The sequence below is a fragment of the Wolbachia endosymbiont (group A) of Portevinia maculata genome (genome assembly GCF_964028525.1).
Taxonomy (GTDB): domain Bacteria; phylum Pseudomonadota; class Alphaproteobacteria; order Rickettsiales; family Anaplasmataceae; genus Wolbachia.
Window position 1 is genome coordinate 415,797 of record NZ_OZ034786.1, and the last position, 17,736, is coordinate 433,532.

Consider the following 17,736-nt stretch of genomic DNA (forward strand, 5'->3'; position numbering starts at 1 on the left):
CTTAAACGTTCGTAAACTTAAAACTTTACTTTAGGTCAAACTGCTGTATAGTGGCTTTATAGCTTTAGTTTTACAATGAATATACCTAGTATAGAAAATTGTGATCTTCACAATAAAACCGTCTTACTCAGAGTTGACTTCAATGTTCCTATAAAAGATGGAGAAATTCGTGACGTCACTCGTATTTTGAGAGCATTGCCTACTATTGAGTATTTAGTGAATGCAAGTGCAAAGATTATTATTATATCGCATTTCGGACGCCCAAAGGCCAGAGACAATAATCTGTCGCTAAAAAATGTAATTGACACTTTATCGCAGTTACTAAATAAAAAAGTGAAATTCATTGATGATTGCGTTGGTGAAAAAGTGCAAAAAGCAGTGAGTGCTATGGATGCAAGAGATATAATATTACTAGAGAATCTAAGATTTTATAAAGAGGAAGAGCAGAGTGACTCAAATTTTGCCAAACAACTAGCATCTCTAGCGGATATATATGTAAATGATGCATTTTCTTGCTCTCACAGAGCTCACGCTTCTATTTCACGCATTACAGAGTTTTTACCTTCCTACGCGGGATTTTGCTTACAAGATGAGCTAAAGTATCTTGAAAAAGCTGTATCGTTTAAAGCTAAACCTATTACTGCGATAGTTGGGGGAGCCAAAATGTCAACTAAGATAAAAATGCTTATAAAGCTAACAGAAAAGGTTGATTACCTAGTTCTCGGAGGTGCAATTGCTAATAATTTTTTGTTATTTAGCAAAGTAAATATAGGAAAATCTTTCTTTCAAAATGGTGTTGACGACCTTCTACATAATATTGTTGAAACAGCAAATAAAAACAATTGCAAAATAGTTGTGCCAGAAGACGTTCTGGTTGCAGTAAACTCTGATTACAGCACTAGTATTTCAAGAAGAACTGAGTCCATTTTGGACGGTGATATAATTTTGGATATCGGACCACAAACTTTGAGTACAATAAGCAGTATAATAGCAAGCAGTAAGACTCTGCTGTGGAATGGACCTATTGGTGTTTTTGAACATTCAGCTTTTGCAAGTGGTACAATAGGGGTAATGAAAGTCGTAAGTGACTTAACGCACAAAGGAAAGTTAACCAGCATAATAGGGGGAGGTGATAGTCTATCTGCAATAAGCGCTGCAGGCCTTACCGATAAGGATTTTACATATGTTTCCACTGGTGGAGGAGCGTTTTTAAGTTGGCTGGGTGGTGATGAAATGCCGGGAGTTGCTGCTCTGCAAAAATGATTAGATTAAAACTTTTTTAAATTGTTTCTTATAAGCTAGCTTTTTTGTGAACGTGATTATGTCGAAGACAGTTAAACTAATTTTGTGTTTAATAATACCAATAATAGGATTTATTTTTTATATTAAGGATCATTATTTTCACACCAGTTATGTAGAAGAAAATGTTAAGGTCAATTTTGAACCATTTTTCAGTTCACAACCAGGTTATATACCACCGTTTCCAGAATTAACTGACTTCGATAGAGGAGTGTTGAAAGTTTGTGGAGATTGGGGAGCACATCCAGATAAAGAAGATTTCAAAATTTTACTTAGTTGTCCGCAGCATCAAGAAGTAGTGAAAGGAATATATGATAAGCTTGATCATCAAGTGATTACGCCAGATGCGGATTTGGAGTTATTTAAAGATGAACTGGCTAACATTTGGTTTACAAATAGTGAAAGTGAAAAAGAAACTATAGGGTTTGGACATATTTTTTGTGGTGAGCCAAACGATAAATTAGGTGGTATGCATTTTGTAGGTAGATATGTTGAAGCTCAAGAAGATAAATGGGCAGGTGCAATTTGGAATGATAAGTCCCTATGCAATAAATCAGATATTAAGCCACCAGTTTATACATTTGGAATGAAATATTTGGGTAAGGATGGGGAAGTGAAAGTTAAATGCCCAAATGGATACGCATATAACCTTCATGCCGATGATATTTTAATTTCTGCAACTAAGGCGTTCAAGGAATTAGGAAAAGATGGAATGTGCCTATATGAAATGGAAGATGACAATTATCAATCAGTGTTTGTAAGAAAGAATGATGCTATACTCACGTTCTATCCCGACTTAACACCAAAATGTGATGATAAGAGTACTTATTGTAGCTGCAGTAAATCTTAATTTATTTCAGCCAAAGATATATATAGCTAAAGTGGCTTAGGTTTACCTACAATTTGAAAAACAAAAATTCGTCATCCCGCTGCTCGTTAGCGGGATCTAGAGATACCGCGAATGAATCGCGGTATGACGTAGGGAAACCTTTCTTGGGTTAGCTATACCAGCAATGATGCCGTTACTTCAAAAATCAGGTAAACCTTTCTTAGGTATATTTTCAAACTCACCAATTAAAGTTTTTATATCTTGCGGTAAATCAGAGACAAATTCCATGTATTCCTTACTTTTTGGGTGGTATAAGCCCAGTGTATAAGCATGTAGTGCTTGCCTATTGAAATTATGAATGAAACTAGAGTTTTTAGCATATTTTGTGCTTTTACTACTATTTTTTCCGTAAACTTGATCACCAACTATGGAATGTCCTATGTGGCTCATGTGGACTCGAATTTGGTGTGTTCTACCTGTCTCTAAAGTGCATTTAACCAGGCTTACTTGTCCTATAACTTTCTGCACTAAATAGTGAGTGATTGCTAATTTGCCTGTGATTTTTGTTACACACATCATTTCTTTATTACCACGCTTTGGAGCAATGTTAGTCTTTATCGTTCCTTGTTGAGTAGACAATGTTCCCCAAACTACTGCTAAGTATTCCCGCTTTACTTTACGATTTGATAACAACTCAGACAAAAAACTATGGGCTTCCTCATTTTTTGCAATTACCATCAGCCCACTGGTATCTTTATCGAGTCTATGAACAATTCTTGGTCTTACATCAAGGTGAGCGATAACTGCGTTCAAGAGCGTATCATTGTTTGTCCCAGCACCAGGGTGCACTGTTAATCCACTTTGTTTACTCAGAACTATAATGTCCTCATCTTCATAGACGATATCAAGTTTTATGTCATAATTAGGCTCAATTGATGTGGATATGTCAGGTTGAACGAGATGCACCACATACTCTTCACCTGGTTTTACTATGTGATCATTATTAATTATCGGTATGCCAAGTAATTTCACCTGCTCATTTTGTATCAATCTTTGAGCTTTACTGCGTGATATGTTGCACTTTTCAGCTACGTAGATATCTAGCCTTAATTTCTCCTTATCATTATTAACACTTAAGGTTATTACTGAGTGATCTATAGTGATTTACCCCGCGCCATTTCCCATGCTGCTTGAATATTTTGATTTACGAAATCAACTTTTGTACTAGGAAGATCACCTTGTTTTTTAATATGGCAAGTTGTTTGAGAGCCATCTTTCCAGTGAATTATTATCTTGTTATCAAAATCCCGTAGTGTTGCCTCAACCTTTTCTTCTTTATTATCTTTTTCTTCCAGCTTAATAGATTCTAATAAATAATATAGAAAGTCACTTGGTTTGCCGTTGATTTTTTCTTTCCATTCATCTGTTTTTTCTCGTTCAAATAAATCTTTTTTCAGCTGCCTTACTCTGTCTTGTTTTTCTAAGACTGCCATTTTTTCTTGTAGCTTCTTCTCTTCATCTACTAATTGATCAGTATTATCTTCATTATCAGGCTCACTTGGTCGGTTGTGTTCTTCTAATAACTGTGTCTGTATCTCTTGATCTGCAGATTCATTAGTACTAGTTTGCATATCTTTATTTGCAGATCGATCAGTATTAGATTGACTACTGCTTCCTTGCCCATTTTGTTGAGGGTTGGGGTTATTAGGTGCGTTAGGTAATCTTTCATCTGCAAAAGTCGCTCCGGATAATCCCATACGGGCTCCAGGTTTAAGTCTAGATATTCTATCTTCTAAAGTCTCTGCTAGATTACTCAAGTTGTTTACTAAACTCATTACCTTTTCTACGTCCACTTCACTCAGTTTACCTTTTACGTCTCCGCTAACTTCTTTACACAGAACATCCACACTTTTACTAATATTTTTCAGGCAGTCAGTTATTTCTTTACTAGCAGTTGTTTTCACCTCATCCACATTTTTCTTTATATCTTTTTCTAATTTATCAAGTAAAGCTTTGAGATCCTTCCCTATACTGCCAAGCGTTTCTTTAATGTTAATATTTGCAGGCTTTAAAAGATCGTTCTTAAATAAACAGCAAATTTTATCAATAAAGTCAGTTAGGTGTCTATTAACTAATCTTCCCAATCGAGATATCGGATCATTCTCCTCTTCACTCTTAAATTTATTCTCCATTACTGATACAACACTACCTTTTCTCCATGGGAGTAAAATATCCACATTATCGAATTTTTTAACAATATTGCATGCGTTATTTACTTCATTACTTTTTAATTTACTCAATGCTATACATATTCCAACAATGAAGACAGCACTCACGAATGCAATGAAACCCCATTCTTCCCAACCATGAACATTGGCAAAGCTAAATTTATTTTGTATCAATGCACCAGCTACAATTAGACCGCTCAGCACATATGGCACAGTAAGCAAAATAACTTTATTTCTATTCTCTTGTCTTTTGTTTTCTAATATTTCTCCCTGTTTTTCAGAGATTGGTAAAATTATTGAAAAACCTTGCTTTTTATCGACCAAATCAGGAACAATTTCTATTGTTAATGCATTTTGAGCAATCTCATTTATTTCATCACTTTTTCCACCTCTAATCTTTATATCTATTGGGCTATCACCATCTTTTGATTTCTCATCTTTTATTTCTTGCTTGTATATATATCTTAGAGCAAGAGAGGTTAATAAAACTACTCCAAAAATAACAGAAACCAGAAAGTAAGTTGGCATTAATGTTGGGTTAAAAGTAGCAATAAAGCTTAAATCGTTAAGGGTTATTACCATTGCAGTTATGTAGGCTAGAGAAAATTGAAGCCAAGTGTTCACAACTGCTATAGGTAGGGTATTATTTACAGAATATTTTTTTGCTGCATGCCATGCTTTAGGGAGAAAACCAATGGCATCATTTATTCTGGCTACATTATGATCATGAGTTAGGTTGAGGTTTAAAGAATTTCCTTCTTGAGTACCTAAATACATAAATTTCCTTACATTTAAATTTAATTAATTATTGTTAACAACACTTTAAAATCAAGCTTTTTAACTTATGCCAAGGCCGGTTAGAGCGCACTTTATTAATCTTTACGTAACGATTTGTTAACCAAATTGAATGTGTGCCATATGTTTTTAGATTGGTGTATTTAATAGTTCTAGTATTACAAACTGAATAGTCGAATTCACTTAATTGAATTATTAAATCAACTTTATCACAATTTTCTGAAATATCTTCTTTTTTATAAGCAAGCAGTACTGATTTATTATTTCCTTTATTATATATACAGCCATAATCGTTGCACTTTAGTCTTTTATCTGGATTGCTATATTTTGTATGATTCAAAATTTGGTTCTGCCCATTTTGTTTCGCCCATGTTTTGACAACAAAGTTCCTATTTTTTCTGGTGAGAGAATATAGTAAGTTATCACTCTCCTTTGCAGCAACATTATCAGCATTTATTAGGATGTCGGGGGTTTTATATGCGGTGCTAAAGCAAATACCTAGTACAATAAAGAAAATTCCGAAGAAACGCCAATTTCTTTCCCACAAGCACAGCCACAATAAACCAAGTGTTATGATAATAATTGATGAGGCAGGAAAAGTACGAATGGGAATAACCAAATACTGAAGACTAGCGATTGCATTTGTTATATACAAGATACTGTCAATTGGGCGCTCTATAAATGGCGCTATAATCCATTCAATACCTAAAGGAATCAATAAGACATAAATTATTCCAAGTGGAATAATAATTAATGTAACTATTGGTATAGCAACTAAATTTGTGATAATACCACTAATTGAAAAATAATTAAAATTGTATATCGTGTACGGAACAGTTGCTAAACTTGCTATTACTGAGCTGATCATTATCGACACAAAATATTTCATTATTTTTATTTTGAACAATTTATTAGCATTAATTTGATAACTGGCAACCAGTGCCAAAACCGCAGAAAATGACATCTGAAAGCCTGGCTTTAAAATTGCTTCTGGTTCTACTGAGAGTATCACTGCAGCAGCAAACGCAATTGCTATTAACCCTCGATATTTTCTCTCTATCATTATTGCAACGAGTACTAAAATCACCATGATGTAGGCACGCTGAGCAGAAATTTGCATACCGGTAATCAACAAATAAAACGTGGTTGGCAAGATAGTAAGGAATGCAGATATTTTCTTGGTGTTATACTTAAGAGTCAAAGTTTCAGATATTGCGAATAAATTACGAAACACTATAAAAAACAGGCCAGCAACAAATGATAAATGCAAACCAGATATGGCAAACAAATGTGCTATACCTGAATCTCTTATCGCATCCATAGTTTTTTGGTCTATTCCGTCCTTTTTGCCGATTAGTAATGCAGAAATTATGTCTGCATGTGGTTTTTTAATATTTTGCTGCAGGTTTTCATAAATGTATTGACGGAAAGATTCTATATATTCTTGAAATTTCCTTGCTTCAGCCTTTTTGTGCAAAGCTATTTTGCTTGTTGCAAAACCTGTTGCACTTATTTTCTGATAATATGCTATTCTTGCAAAATCATATGCATGCTCCGAGGGCGCAATCTTTAGAGGGAAGAGTTTTGCTGATAATTTTACTTGATCGCCTATTTTAATGCCTTTTTCCACTTTGGTTCTAACTGATATTCTGATGTTATCTAGAGCTCTATCCGGTGTCATTCCAGCGCGTAACGCTGGAATCCATATCTTTTTTTTCTGGATCCCAGTATCAAGTACTGGGATGACAAAAGGGGGTGCTGGGATGACAGGAGAGGATTTTGAGATAGTAGAGACAGAAAGCAGAAATTGTTTGTATGAGCCCCTGTCATTAATGTCCTTCACTGTGGCAATTATATCTTTTACGTATCTCTCTTTATCAAGAATTTGAGTATCAACTAAAGCTGTTCTTAATTTACTAGCTGTAAATCCTATGAGCACTGCAATTAAAGCAATGCATAGTATTGTGTACCTTTTGTGCAGTATCGCAATCAGAGTTAGTGTAGGTGGAAGCAAAAGAAAAATAGATATAGTGAAAATGCAGCTTGGTTCAAAACTTAGGGAAAAATAGGTTAAAATCCCTACACACTGACACACAGGAAACCACAGTATCAAGTTATATTTTTCATTACGTAGGTTATGACGTATATAGCTAACTATTATGTCAAAAAAAGTTAATAAATATACTAATATACGACCCATAGCGGATTTTATCCTTGTATATCCTATAATTGCAAGTATAATAGCTAAATAAACAACGACGCGGGATGGAGCAGCTCGGTAGCTCGTCAGGCTCATAACCTGAAGGCCGTAGGTTCAAATCCTACTCCCGCAACCATTTTCCAACTGTGCGAATATTGTGGTTTCAGGTAGAAACTACTTGACAAATTCCCCCAGTCCCCTTATCATAATACTGAAGGTATTCAGTTATCTTCATCTGTGCAGATTAAACAGCAAAAAACAACGTAGTTGGCGTCTTATTTTTAATTTTTTGCACTATGTGCACCTTATGTCTTCACAACATTTCTGGGTTTTTACCTACACAAGCTGAAACGCGCTTATAAGTCGTTTAAGACAGTATAGAACGCCGATTTGCAGGATTAGAGAGTGACAACTAGCTAACACGGGATTTCTTTGCCTTTTTTTTCTGCTTAGTAAATTTCTTAAACATTTAAGATAAGGTGAGTTGCACTTAAAAGCAGCTAAATTGCAGTGTTTAAGACTTAAAAAACGCCAATACAGAAAATAGACAGTGACTAGGGCTTCTTTTGCCTTTTTTTTCATTTGGTAAATTTCTTAATGTTTGTAGCTAAAGTAATTTAGGCCTACCGACAACCGTCATCCCTGTAAAGGTCAAGTATCCCGCTACTTGTTAGCGGATGAGATACCGCGAATGAATCGCGGTATGACGGTCTGCTGCTTGTTAGCGGCTAAGAGATACCGCAGCGGTATGACGGTTCGTGGCGGTATATTCGTCATCCCGCTACTTGTTAGCGGGATCTATGTTAAGAGATACCGCGGCGGTATGACGTAGGGCTGCTGTCATTCCAGTGCTCCTTTTTTTGTCATCCGAGTAGCCCCTTTTTTGTCATCCCAGTGTCACGCACTGGCATTTGTTGTAAACTCACTTTTACTCTATGGTTATCTTTTTATACTACCTTGTCTACCTTATTTTGCCGCTCCGCTGAACGGATACGAACAAAGAGCATAACTAAACTACTAATGACCGCTGAGTGAACTTAGGATCCAATACAGACTGCTTAGCCTTTAACACTTGCTCTTCACCATGAACAATGCGTTGATAAATAGTTTCTTTTGAGCATTCTTTTTTTAAGAACCTAAAAGCAGATGCAGCAAGATATTCTCTATTTTCTTCAAATGCTAACCAGTAACGGTCTTCTTGCTCACATACAAAACCTGTTGTGTTAGAACCAGCAAAAATATCTAAAACAACATCTCCTGGTTGTGTTAGAAACTGAATAAAAAATTGAGGTAATTTAGCAGGGAATCGAGCTGGATGCTCTTTTACACCTAGTTCCTTACATGCAGCAAGATACTGGCTGTTAGATTCTGAATTGGGAATCTGCAAAAGATTTGATGGAATAGCTCCTCCATTATCTTTACCAAAGCTACTACCAATATTATGTCCTGATGGTCGTTCTTTTGGAGTATAATAAGCCTTTGGGTTCTCGATAAGTTTTTTCATGCGGCTACTATATTCCACTAGCACCTTTGTGACATCTGCTTTAGGCCACTCAGTTTTGCTGAACCACCATACTGTATTAACAGAATCTTTTGCTCTGATTTTTCTCTTGTTTACCCATTCAATTGGACTTGGCAATTTAGAAGAATTATACCAATAAAAATCTTGTGCAAGAAAAAAGCCTATGTCATCACAGAAATGCATAAGCACTCTAAAATTATATAAACTTCTGGATGGCACGCCCTTTTCATAAGCCCCACCTAAATCAAGTACAAAACTGCCTGTATCTTTGAGTTTGCTATGTACTAATTTTGCAAATCGACTAAGCCAGGCAACATATTCGGCTTGGGATTCATTTCCGTATTCTTTTTTTCTTTGCAAAGCAAACGGTGATTACGAGGTCTAAGCTATTGTCTGGTAATTGTGGCAATAGGTTAAGAGAGTCTCCACAATATGCAGCTCCCCTATCTGTAATATATGTGGGTTTACTATTAAATTTAAATTTTTCCAATATGTGCACCATATGAAAGATACTTATAGTCTGTAGACTTATAATTGTCAACTATTATCTTACAAAGATGACAAAAATAAAAAAACAATCTTTGCGGTTACTTCTTTCCCAGAATATACGAAAGATAAGAAATATAAAAGGGCTTTCCCAAGAAACTCTTGCTGATTTATGTGAATTACACAGAACATATATAGGCTCCGTTGAACGTGGTGAGAGAAATATCTCTATAGATAATGTTGAGCGTATAGCAGATGCCCTTGGTGTTGAACCTACTGCACTTCTAAATCAGGATCAAGACAGAAAATGTCTGAAAGATATATTTCCTCATATACGGAAGTATCAGGAGTTTGCTGTTAAGCATGGTATAAATGATATCTTTCAGGATAACGGCGGAAAAATCCTACAAGTCTTATTACTAACTGGACTCACTATTCTTCCAGCACGCGAGAGAAATGATGTCATTGATGAGTATGGTAATGAATATGAGCTTAAATCAGTAAATGCTCTTCTTACAAAAAGCTTTTCTACTCATCATCATATGAATCCTACAATAATTGCAAAATACCGAAAGGTGGATTGGGTATTTGCTATTTATGAAGGAATAGAGCTAAAAGAAATATATAAATTAACGCCGCAAGACCTTGAACCATATTATATTACATGGGAAAAGAAATGGCATGATACTGGTGGTAAAGACATCAATAATCCCAAAATTCCTTTAAAATACGTCAGAGATAAAGGTAAGCTTCTTTATCATTGTGATGAAAGAGTATGTGACCGCCACTAACTTCCTCCATCCCAGGTTGATTTTAAATTGTCCGGAATGCTGAAAACCCTAACATTTAACTCTTTTTTTGATAAACTTGTTTATTTGCTGTTTATTAAAATTTTCACTTCAAAATTTAACCTCACCAAAAGTATAAGAAGCCTGTCCAATGAAAAATTCTTAACCTTCTATAACTAACCCAAGAAAGGTTTCCCTACGTCATACCGCCAAGGATAGATTCCGCTAACAAGTAGCGGAATGACGAATTTGTTGTTTTTCAAATTATTGGTAAACCTAAGTCACTTTAGCTATAAAATTATAAGTTATTTGCTCTTTTTTATCCTTAATCCAGAATTCGGATTAGTAGGGTGTCATCCAATTCTCAATGGTAAATTAAGAAGGGTCTGCAACAACGAATGTAGCTAGGGATATAATTGCTCTATTTTCCAATTGCTTCCCTCAACAAGAGTATATCTAAACCTAGTGTGTCTCCTATATTCACCTTCTTGCCAAAATTCAATTACTTTTGGGATTACGCAAAATCCCACCCAAAAGTCAGGACGAGAAACTTGTGTATTGTAAAATTCTTTCTCCTTCAATTTTATAGCTTGCTCAAAATCTTGCCAATCTTTCAGAATGCTCGATTGTTTTGAGCACCATGCGCTAATTTGACTATCGCGCGCTCGAGAAGAGAAGTATTTGTCAGTTCTTTCATCGTTTAGAAGTTTAACATCTCCTTCAATTCGCACTTGCCTAGCAAATTCTATCCAGTGAAACACTAATGCAGCTTTAGGGTTCTCGGTCAGTTCTTTTCCTTTTCTACTATTTATGTTAGTGAAGAACACAAAACCTTCTTTACTATATTCCTTTAGTAATACTACTCTTGCAGATGGAATGCAGTCTTTGCTACAAGTTGCTAGCGTCATTGCAGTTGGTTGTTTACACGGAGAATTAAGTACTTCTTCATACCACTTTGAAAACAAGTTAATCGGATCTTTTTCAGGTAAAAATGTCATATTCAAAAATAAAATCTTAATTCTGACATACGTTGCAGAAATAAGTGCTACGGCCATTTTGTCGTATAAGTGTTATGATATTGTTGCAGATTTTGCAAGGTTTTTGAACTTTACCATATACGTAAAAGTTATTTTGAAAGTATCCAGCAGATCCAGATGGCTGTGCATAATCTTTCAGTGTTGAACCGCCTGCAGCAATTGCATCACTCAGAGTATTTTTTATTTCAGCAGCAAGTTTTTCGCACTCTCTATAGGTCAAGTCTTTTGCTGACCTGAGTGGTGATATGCGGGCTCTAAACAAACTTTCAGAAGCATATATATTGCCTACGCCAACTATTAATTTATTGTCCATTAATGCTGATTTGATATTCACTTTTTTGTTTTTCAGCAACTCCTGTAAATAGTCTCCACTGAATTCATCCGTGAGGGGCTCTATTCCAAAACCATCAAAAAAATTTATTTCTTGTTCTTTGCTTAAAATAATAACTAATCCAAATCTTCTTGGATCATTAAAGATTATTGAAGTATTATCGGAAAATAAAAATACCACGTGATCGTGCTTATTCCGCACTTGATCATGGTCAGCATATATAAGCTTTCCGCTCATGCCAAGATGTATGATTACAGCCATACTACCATCTGTATTCCAGATCGTATACTTACCTCTACGCTTGATGTTGCGTATGACTTTGCCCTTTAGCATATCATCAATATTTTTTGTTATTGGGGCACGTAAATTCCAATTATTAACTATAACATTGCTAATTTGCTTGTTTTTAATTTTATCAAGCAAAAAGTTAGAGATTACTTCTACTTCTGGTAGTTCTGGCATGATACCTCCTTCAAAACTTAAGTTTCTGATGGTAATTTTGTCGTTAAAGCTTCCTCAAATACGTTTGGGTATTCTGCGGCGCTTCTTCCTAAAAATTCCTCACCACAAACAAATTTTGAAAGGGGTCTGCTTTGTCTACTCTGTTGCTGCTTTTTTCTTTTCAAAATATTTTGCTTTAAAGCTTTCGCTAATCTTTTTTTCTCCTCTTCTTTTTCCTTATTCTTTTTTGTATTATTCATTATCATAATGTATAAACTTGCCGTTGTAGCTCAGGTGGTAGAGTACGTCATTGGTAATGACGAGGTCCCAAGTTCGAGTCTTGGTAACGGCACACTGATTACACTTATAATATTGCATAACTTGCAAGCAAGGCCTAAAAGAAAGTTACAGAGGTAAGTTGTCATGCTTTTTCCATATCCTTTCTACTTTCTTGTTTTTGAGTAGCTCTAATGCTTTGTGAAAGTGATGCCTTGTTTTACTTGGCACTATAATGTCATCAATGTATCCATGTGATGCAGCAAAAAATGGATTAGCAAATTTCTCTTTATATTCTTTGATTAACGTTTGCTGATCTTTTTCATGCCTAAATATAATTTCAACTGCACTTTCAGGGCCCATTACAGCTATTTCAGCAGTTGGCCAAGCATAATTTATGTCACCTTTTAAATGTTTCGAGTTCATAACGATATATGCACCACCATACGCTTTTCTAGTGATAAGGCTAATTTTCGGCACAGTTGCTTCAGCGTAAGCGTAAAGCAGTTTCGCTCCGTGTTGTATTATATTATTGTATTCTTGGTTTGTACCAGGTAAAAACCCCGGAACATCAATAAGTGTGATGATCGGAATGTTAAATGCGTCACAAAACCTTACAAATCTTGCAGCTTTTCTTGAAGAATCAATATCCAAACATCCTGCAAGGTGCATGGGTTGATTTGCAACAATACCAACAGTATTTTCTCCAATTCTACTAAAGCCAATTATAATATTACGAGCAAAATCAGGTTTTAGTTCAAAGAATTTCTTCTCATCACAAACTTTTTCAATGAGTTCATACATATCATAAGGAGTGTTAGGATTGGTAGGAACTAGAGTGTTTAAGGATTCATCAATCTCATTAACATCATTACAGGTTGGTACAGATTTCGGTGATTCTTGATTATTTGCTGGTAAAAAGGTAAGGAATTCACGCATTTTGAGTAGCATCTCAACATCATTATTGAATGCAAAATCTGCCACTCCTGTTTTGCTTGTATGAATTTTTGCTCCACCGAGGTCTTCGAAGCTTACATCTTCATAGGTAACCTTTTTTACTACATCTGGTCCGGTTATAAACATGTATGAACTATTCTTTACCATGAAAGTAAAGTCAGTTAATGCTGGAGAATAAACAGCCCCTCCTGCACATGGACCCATAATTAAAGAGATTTGTGGTATAACGCCCGATGCATTTACGTTTCTTTGGAAAATTTCTCCATAACCAGCAAGGGAATTTACTCCTTCTTGAATTCTGGCTCCACCAGAATCATTTAGTCCGATAATTGGAACCCTGGCATTAATTGCCATATCCATAATTTTGCATATTTTTTTTGCATGTGACGCACCAAGTGACCCACCAAAGACAGTAAAATCTTGCGAGTAAACGAAAACTTTTCTGCCATAAATAGTACCATGACCAATCACTACTCCATCACCTAAAAAATTAGCATTTTGCATGCCAAAATCAGTTGCGTGATGCTTCACGAATTTATCGTATTCTTCGAACGAATTTTCATCGAGTAATACACTGAGCCTTTCTCTAGCAGTTAATTTCCCTTTTTCGTGTTGTTTATTGATTCTGTTAGAATCGCCTCCTTTTTCAGCTTCTAGTGCTTTGGTTTTTAGATTTTCTAGTATTTCAAAGTCTTGCATACAATAAAGTAGTTTTCAAATTAGTTGTAGACTTTATTAAGTTTACAAACCCTATTAACTATACACATACACTATTGCTATATGCAACAGTGTATGTATGATAATTGTTAATGCGCTGGTAATTCCTGGCCACTACTTTGAGAATGTTGTGGTTGACTAACGTTTTCTAGAACAGAAGAAGGTAAACTAACTTTACTGCTTTTCGTTTGTGCAAAACTTTTAGCAGCTTCAACAACCTTGCTTATACGAGGTTCTTTTTCTAGCTCTTTTAGGTACTTTGAGAAGATTTCACAACTTTTATCATCAATATGTACTATTATTTTGCCAAAGCTTGAGGCATTTTCTGGTTTGTCAGCCTTTTCAAAAGATAGAGTCATTACAATCTTTTCACTGTTGCTTATTGGAAAAGTCATCTGTAATCTGCCCTTTATATCATGATATTTTCCATCTTGTATTCGTATTACATTATCTCCTTCCCCAATCTTTAATGCTCCATCTAAATTTTGAAATTCTGGATTACTCAGGAATTTTGCAGGAATCACAATGCTTGCTTCTGGACACTGTATACAATAAAATTTATTATCTCTTTCTACTATAACATCTTTTATCACATTTTCTTCTCCATCTTTTTCAATGCCCTCACATACAATTTGTTTTAGATTTGATAAATAGCTGTTATGTTTTTCCAGTAGACTTGTTGGCAATAACTCCAAAACTTTCTCACTCACATAAGTGCCTGTTGAAACTAGGTCGGATATTTTTAACGAAAGAAGATCTAGTTGATGTTTTTCATGAATGGACAACTCGAACTTCTTTAGCAAGTGCACATTAGATATCAGATAATCTATTATTGATAATTCTTCGAAGAACACATAGTACGGCATGCCAAACCTGATCTTTTGACTTTCTCCAAGTTCTACAGATTTTATCCATTTCTTTATCATTTGTCCCACAGTCAGTCGCTTCTCACCACATAACCTAAAAGCTTGACGTATAGCTTCCAATACATTCGAGATATTTTCTTTCATACGTTCATCAACTTGTTCATATATTGCTCCATCTAATTGAAATTCCGACATCACTTCTGGACGGTTCATTTCTTCTTCGAGTTTTTCACACGATGCCCTAAATTCAGGCGTATCTTCATCCTCAGACTCATCCATAGCCTCATCTTCAAAATGCCTGCCATCATCTAGAGAACTAAGCTGCTCATTTATATCTTGCCCTACCATATATCCCCCTACTTGACGTAATAAAACAAGAAATTCTAGTTGTATTATGCTCGCGTGATCTATAAAGTCAATAGTTAAATTGCAAGATTTCGGTTATAATTTACTGTGTATAGAAGGTGCTCTTAAATTATGCTAAAAATCGCTATAGTAGGCCTACCAAATGCTGGTAAATCAACTCTTTTTAATAGATTGGTGGGAAGAAAAGCAGCGGTGGTCAGCAATATTCCAGGGGTTACACGAGATAGAAGAGAAGGAATAGGCAGAATTAGCGATTTAGAGTTTAAAGTTATAGATACAGGAGGATGGAACGACCAAACTAATTTTTCACTACAAGTTATTGAACAAATAAAATTTTCTCTATCCAATTCAAACATCATTTTCTTTCTTGTTGATGCAAAAGTGCAAAATGAGCAAAACAAAGAATTTGCAAAGTGGCTGAAGAGAAAAATAAATAAACCTGTGATACTGATAGCAAATAAATGCGAGAGTCATAAGTCTGAAAATGTTGATTATTTGCAGTTTTTTGATTTTCTTGGCCCGGTGTATATCTCTGCCGAACATAATCTTGGCATGGTTGATCTTTATGATGCATTAGCTGATGTTATTGAAAATTTGAACGAAAACACTGATCTATTGGGCAATGAGTCCAGTAAACTTAGAATTGCAATCATCGGTCGCCCAAATGTCGGAAAATCAACTTTTTTAAACAGCCTACTTACAGAAAACAGAGTAATAGTGAATTCAGAGCCAGGCACCACACGTGATTCTGTAGATATTGTATATGATCATAATGGGGAGCTAATTACTCTCATTGATACTGCAGGAATCCGCAGAAAGGCGAATGTTATAGATGACTTAGAATCAAGATTTGTTGAAAAAAGCTTAGAATCAATCAAGCGCTCTCATGTGGTAGTTTTAATGCTAGACTCCCTAGTTGGTATTGAGCAGCAGGATTTATCAATTGGTGAAGCTGCAATTAAGGGAGGGAAAGGGATTATTGTTGTTTTAAATAAGTGGGATTTAATAGGTAAGGATGACAGAAGTAAGTTAATAAAATTTGTCAAACAACAGGAAGTGACTCGGTTATTCTTGGAAGTGCCAACTGTAACAATTTCTGCATTGAAAGGCATGCGCTGCGGCGATGTGATAGATAAGTGTCTTGAAGTGAGTGAATCTTTGAACAAGAAAGTCAGCACTGCAAAACTGAATAAGTGGCTAATTGATGCTTTAGATAGGCACTCTCACCCGCTTGTAAAAGGTAAAGCAGTTAAAATGAAGTATATCGCTCAAATTGGTACTAAACCTCCAGCTTTTTCTTTGATATGTAACATACCTGAAAGTGTTGATGAAAGTTATAAACGCTATTTAATTAATGATCTTAGAAAAAATTTCTTCGTAGATGGTGTGCCAGTCAGATTACTTTTGAAAAAAAATAAAAATCCCTATGCAAAATGAATACTCTGCTTTATACTTTCAGGGGTCTTTATAATAATTTACTTAAAGTCGTGTGTAATAACTCCAGAATTCCTACAATCTTTCTGCTATCAAGTGCTTTTGCTCTAATTTTTGCATATGTGCTAGAATATTTTTTCAACATGCTGCCATGCAAGTTATGTACATACGAGCGGGTAGTTTACTATGTTGCAGGGTTACTTGCAGTAGTATGCATGCTTAAAGACAACAAAATTCTAATCTATGCAACGTTTTACAGCTACCTCATAGGTGCAGTAATATCTTTTTATCATGTAGGTCTTGAACTCCACTTATTTCATGATGTTTTAGGTTGTACAGAGCAAGCAAGTGGTAACGTTAGTATAGAAGAGCTCAGAAATAATCTACTAAATCCTAATTACTCTCCATCTTGTGACAGACCTCATTACGTTCTAGGTGTTTCCTTAGCAACATGGAATTTAATTTATCTCATAGCAGCTCTGTTCGTATCAGGTAAGGTGTATTGTGGAGAAAGAAAGAAATCTAAATAATTTAAGGTACAGCAACAATCAGTTCTTACAACAGGCAATTAGAGTAAATCATGCTGGGGAATATGGAGCTATTTGCATTTATTCTGGTCAAAAATTTATTCTTAAAAAATCTTCTATAATCAATGAAATAATTGAAATGGAAGAGCAGGAAAAAAAGCATTTTCACTATTTTAATGAGAAAATCAAAGAGCAAAAAGTTCGTCCTACTGTTTTGTTGCCAGTTTGGCGTGTTTTAGGAGTGTCACTTGGCGTTGCAACTGCCATTATGGGCAAAAAAGCTGCTATGGCTTGCACTGCTGCAGTTGAAGAAGTTATAGGGGAGCACTACAAAGAGCAAGTTTCACATTTAGAAGATGGGGAATTAAGAGAAACTATAAGTAAATTTCGCGACGAGGAGTTAGAGCACAAAGATATTGCAATTCAGCACAATGCTGAAAGCGCATTTGGCTACAACATTTTATCTTCATTCATAAAAACAGGCTGCAAAACTGCTATTTACTTGTCCAAGTTAATTTAACTAAGCAGCTTTCTTAAAGTGTTTTTAATGTTATGATGACAACAGAAACCAGGAAGGAATTCAAGTGTAACAATTATTTTATAACTATATTTACATATCACCATTATTAATCAATAA

The 17,736-nt window shown here is 35.2% G+C and carries 15 protein-coding genes and 2 tRNA genes; 8 read left to right on the forward strand and 9 right to left on the reverse strand.

Features of this window, described 5'->3' with window-relative positions:
- Positions 1–75 precede the first annotated feature (75 nt).
- A complete protein-coding gene (locus ABWU36_RS02145) occupies positions 76–1,263 on the forward strand; it encodes a phosphoglycerate kinase (protein ID WP_265016494.1) in 1,188 nt (395 codons plus the stop codon).
- A 58-nt stretch (positions 1,264–1,321) separates the two neighbouring features.
- Positions 1,322–2,149, forward strand: a complete 828-nt coding sequence (locus ABWU36_RS02150) for an EndoU domain-containing protein (RefSeq protein ID WP_253309545.1) — start codon at positions 1,322–1,324, stop codon at positions 2,147–2,149.
- Positions 2,150–2,326: 177 nt separating this feature from the next.
- Here the strand turns inward: ABWU36_RS02150 and ABWU36_RS02155 are convergent, their stop codons facing one another.
- Genes ABWU36_RS02155 through ABWU36_RS02165 form a run of 3 tightly spaced genes read right to left on the reverse strand, consistent with a single transcriptional unit; the run spans position 2,327 to position 7,351 of the window.
- Positions 2,327–3,292, reverse strand: coding sequence for an RluA family pseudouridine synthase (locus ABWU36_RS02155; RefSeq protein ID WP_253309973.1), 966 nt, complete (start codon positions 3,290–3,292; stop codon positions 2,327–2,329).
- On the reverse strand, positions 3,283–5,133 hold the full coding sequence (locus ABWU36_RS02160; protein WP_253309546.1) for a hypothetical protein: 1,851 nt from the start codon (positions 5,131–5,133) through the stop codon (positions 3,283–3,285). Before ABWU36_RS02160 ends, ABWU36_RS02155 begins: the two co-directional genes overlap by 10 nt.
- A gap of 34 nt (positions 5,134–5,167) precedes the next feature.
- On the reverse strand, positions 5,168–7,351 hold the full coding sequence (locus ABWU36_RS02165; RefSeq protein ID WP_353272940.1) for a ComEC/Rec2 family competence protein: 2,184 nt from the start codon (positions 7,349–7,351) through the stop codon (positions 5,168–5,170).
- A gap of 59 nt (positions 7,352–7,410) precedes the next feature.
- Here ABWU36_RS02165 and ABWU36_RS02170 point away from each other — a divergent pair.
- A tRNA-Met gene (locus ABWU36_RS02170) sits at positions 7,411–7,487 on the forward strand.
- 873 nt (positions 7,488–8,360) lie between these two features.
- Here the strand turns inward: ABWU36_RS02170 and ABWU36_RS02175 are convergent.
- Positions 8,361–9,233, reverse strand: a complete 873-nt coding sequence (locus ABWU36_RS02175; RefSeq protein WP_353272941.1) for a DNA-methyltransferase — start codon at positions 9,231–9,233, stop codon at positions 8,361–8,363.
- A gap of 197 nt (positions 9,234–9,430) precedes the next feature.
- On the opposite strand from ABWU36_RS02175, the gene ABWU36_RS02180 reads away from it, so the two are divergent.
- Positions 9,431–10,150 (forward strand): helix-turn-helix domain-containing protein, encoded by a 720-nt coding sequence (locus ABWU36_RS02180; RefSeq protein ID WP_353272942.1) that lies wholly within the window; start codon positions 9,431–9,433, stop codon positions 10,148–10,150.
- A gap of 401 nt (positions 10,151–10,551) precedes the next feature.
- Here the strand turns inward: ABWU36_RS02180 and pdxH are convergent, their stop codons facing one another.
- The 3 genes from pdxH to ABWU36_RS02195 are packed head-to-tail and all read right to left on the reverse strand — an operon-like array spanning position 10,552 to position 12,216.
- On the reverse strand, positions 10,552–11,145 hold the full coding sequence (pdxH, locus tag ABWU36_RS02185) for a pyridoxamine 5'-phosphate oxidase (protein ID WP_253309549.1): 594 nt from the start codon (positions 11,143–11,145) through the stop codon (positions 10,552–10,554).
- Positions 11,146–11,161: 16 nt separating this feature from the next.
- Positions 11,162–11,977 carry a bifunctional DNA-formamidopyrimidine glycosylase/DNA-(apurinic or apyrimidinic site) lyase gene (gene mutM / locus ABWU36_RS02190; protein WP_253309550.1) on the reverse strand — a complete coding sequence of 272 codons (816 nt, stop codon included), beginning with the start codon at positions 11,975–11,977 and terminating at the stop codon, positions 11,162–11,164.
- Between the two features lie 17 nt (positions 11,978–11,994).
- Positions 11,995–12,216, reverse strand: coding sequence for a hypothetical protein (locus tag ABWU36_RS02195; protein ID WP_253309551.1), 222 nt, complete (start codon positions 12,214–12,216; stop codon positions 11,995–11,997).
- A gap of 19 nt (positions 12,217–12,235) precedes the next feature.
- Here ABWU36_RS02195 and ABWU36_RS02200 point away from each other — a divergent pair.
- A tRNA-Thr gene (locus ABWU36_RS02200) sits at positions 12,236–12,308 on the forward strand.
- A 53-nt stretch (positions 12,309–12,361) separates the two neighbouring features.
- Here the strand turns inward: ABWU36_RS02200 and ABWU36_RS02205 are convergent.
- Together ABWU36_RS02205 and ABWU36_RS02210 are read right to left on the reverse strand one after the other, a co-directional pair.
- Positions 12,362–13,888, reverse strand: a complete 1,527-nt coding sequence (locus tag ABWU36_RS02205) for an acyl-CoA carboxylase subunit beta (protein ID WP_353272943.1) — start codon at positions 13,886–13,888, stop codon at positions 12,362–12,364.
- 107 nt (positions 13,889–13,995) lie between these two features.
- Entirely contained in the window at positions 13,996–15,120 is a 1,125-nt protein-coding gene (locus ABWU36_RS02210; protein ID WP_353272944.1) for a hypothetical protein, read from the reverse strand.
- 129 nt (positions 15,121–15,249) lie between these two features.
- On the opposite strand from ABWU36_RS02210, the gene der reads away from it, so the two are divergent.
- The 3 genes from der to ABWU36_RS02225 are packed head-to-tail and all read left to right on the forward strand — an operon-like array spanning position 15,250 to position 17,619.
- Positions 15,250–16,575 carry a ribosome biogenesis GTPase Der gene (der, locus tag ABWU36_RS02215; protein ID WP_253309555.1) on the forward strand — a complete coding sequence of 442 codons (1,326 nt, stop codon included), beginning with the start codon at positions 15,250–15,252 and terminating at the stop codon, positions 16,573–16,575.
- Complete coding sequence (locus tag ABWU36_RS02220) at positions 16,572–17,102, forward strand: disulfide bond formation protein B (RefSeq protein WP_353272945.1); 531 nt, start codon at positions 16,572–16,574, stop codon at positions 17,100–17,102. The genes der and ABWU36_RS02220 overlap by 4 nt, the downstream gene beginning before the upstream one ends.
- The gene (locus ABWU36_RS02225) at positions 17,077–17,619 is read left to right on the forward strand and encodes a demethoxyubiquinone hydroxylase family protein (RefSeq protein WP_253309557.1); all 543 of its coding nucleotides are present in this window, start codon (positions 17,077–17,079) and stop codon (positions 17,617–17,619) included. The genes ABWU36_RS02220 and ABWU36_RS02225 overlap by 26 nt, the downstream gene beginning before the upstream one ends.
- The last annotated feature ends 117 nt before the right edge of the window (positions 17,620–17,736 follow it).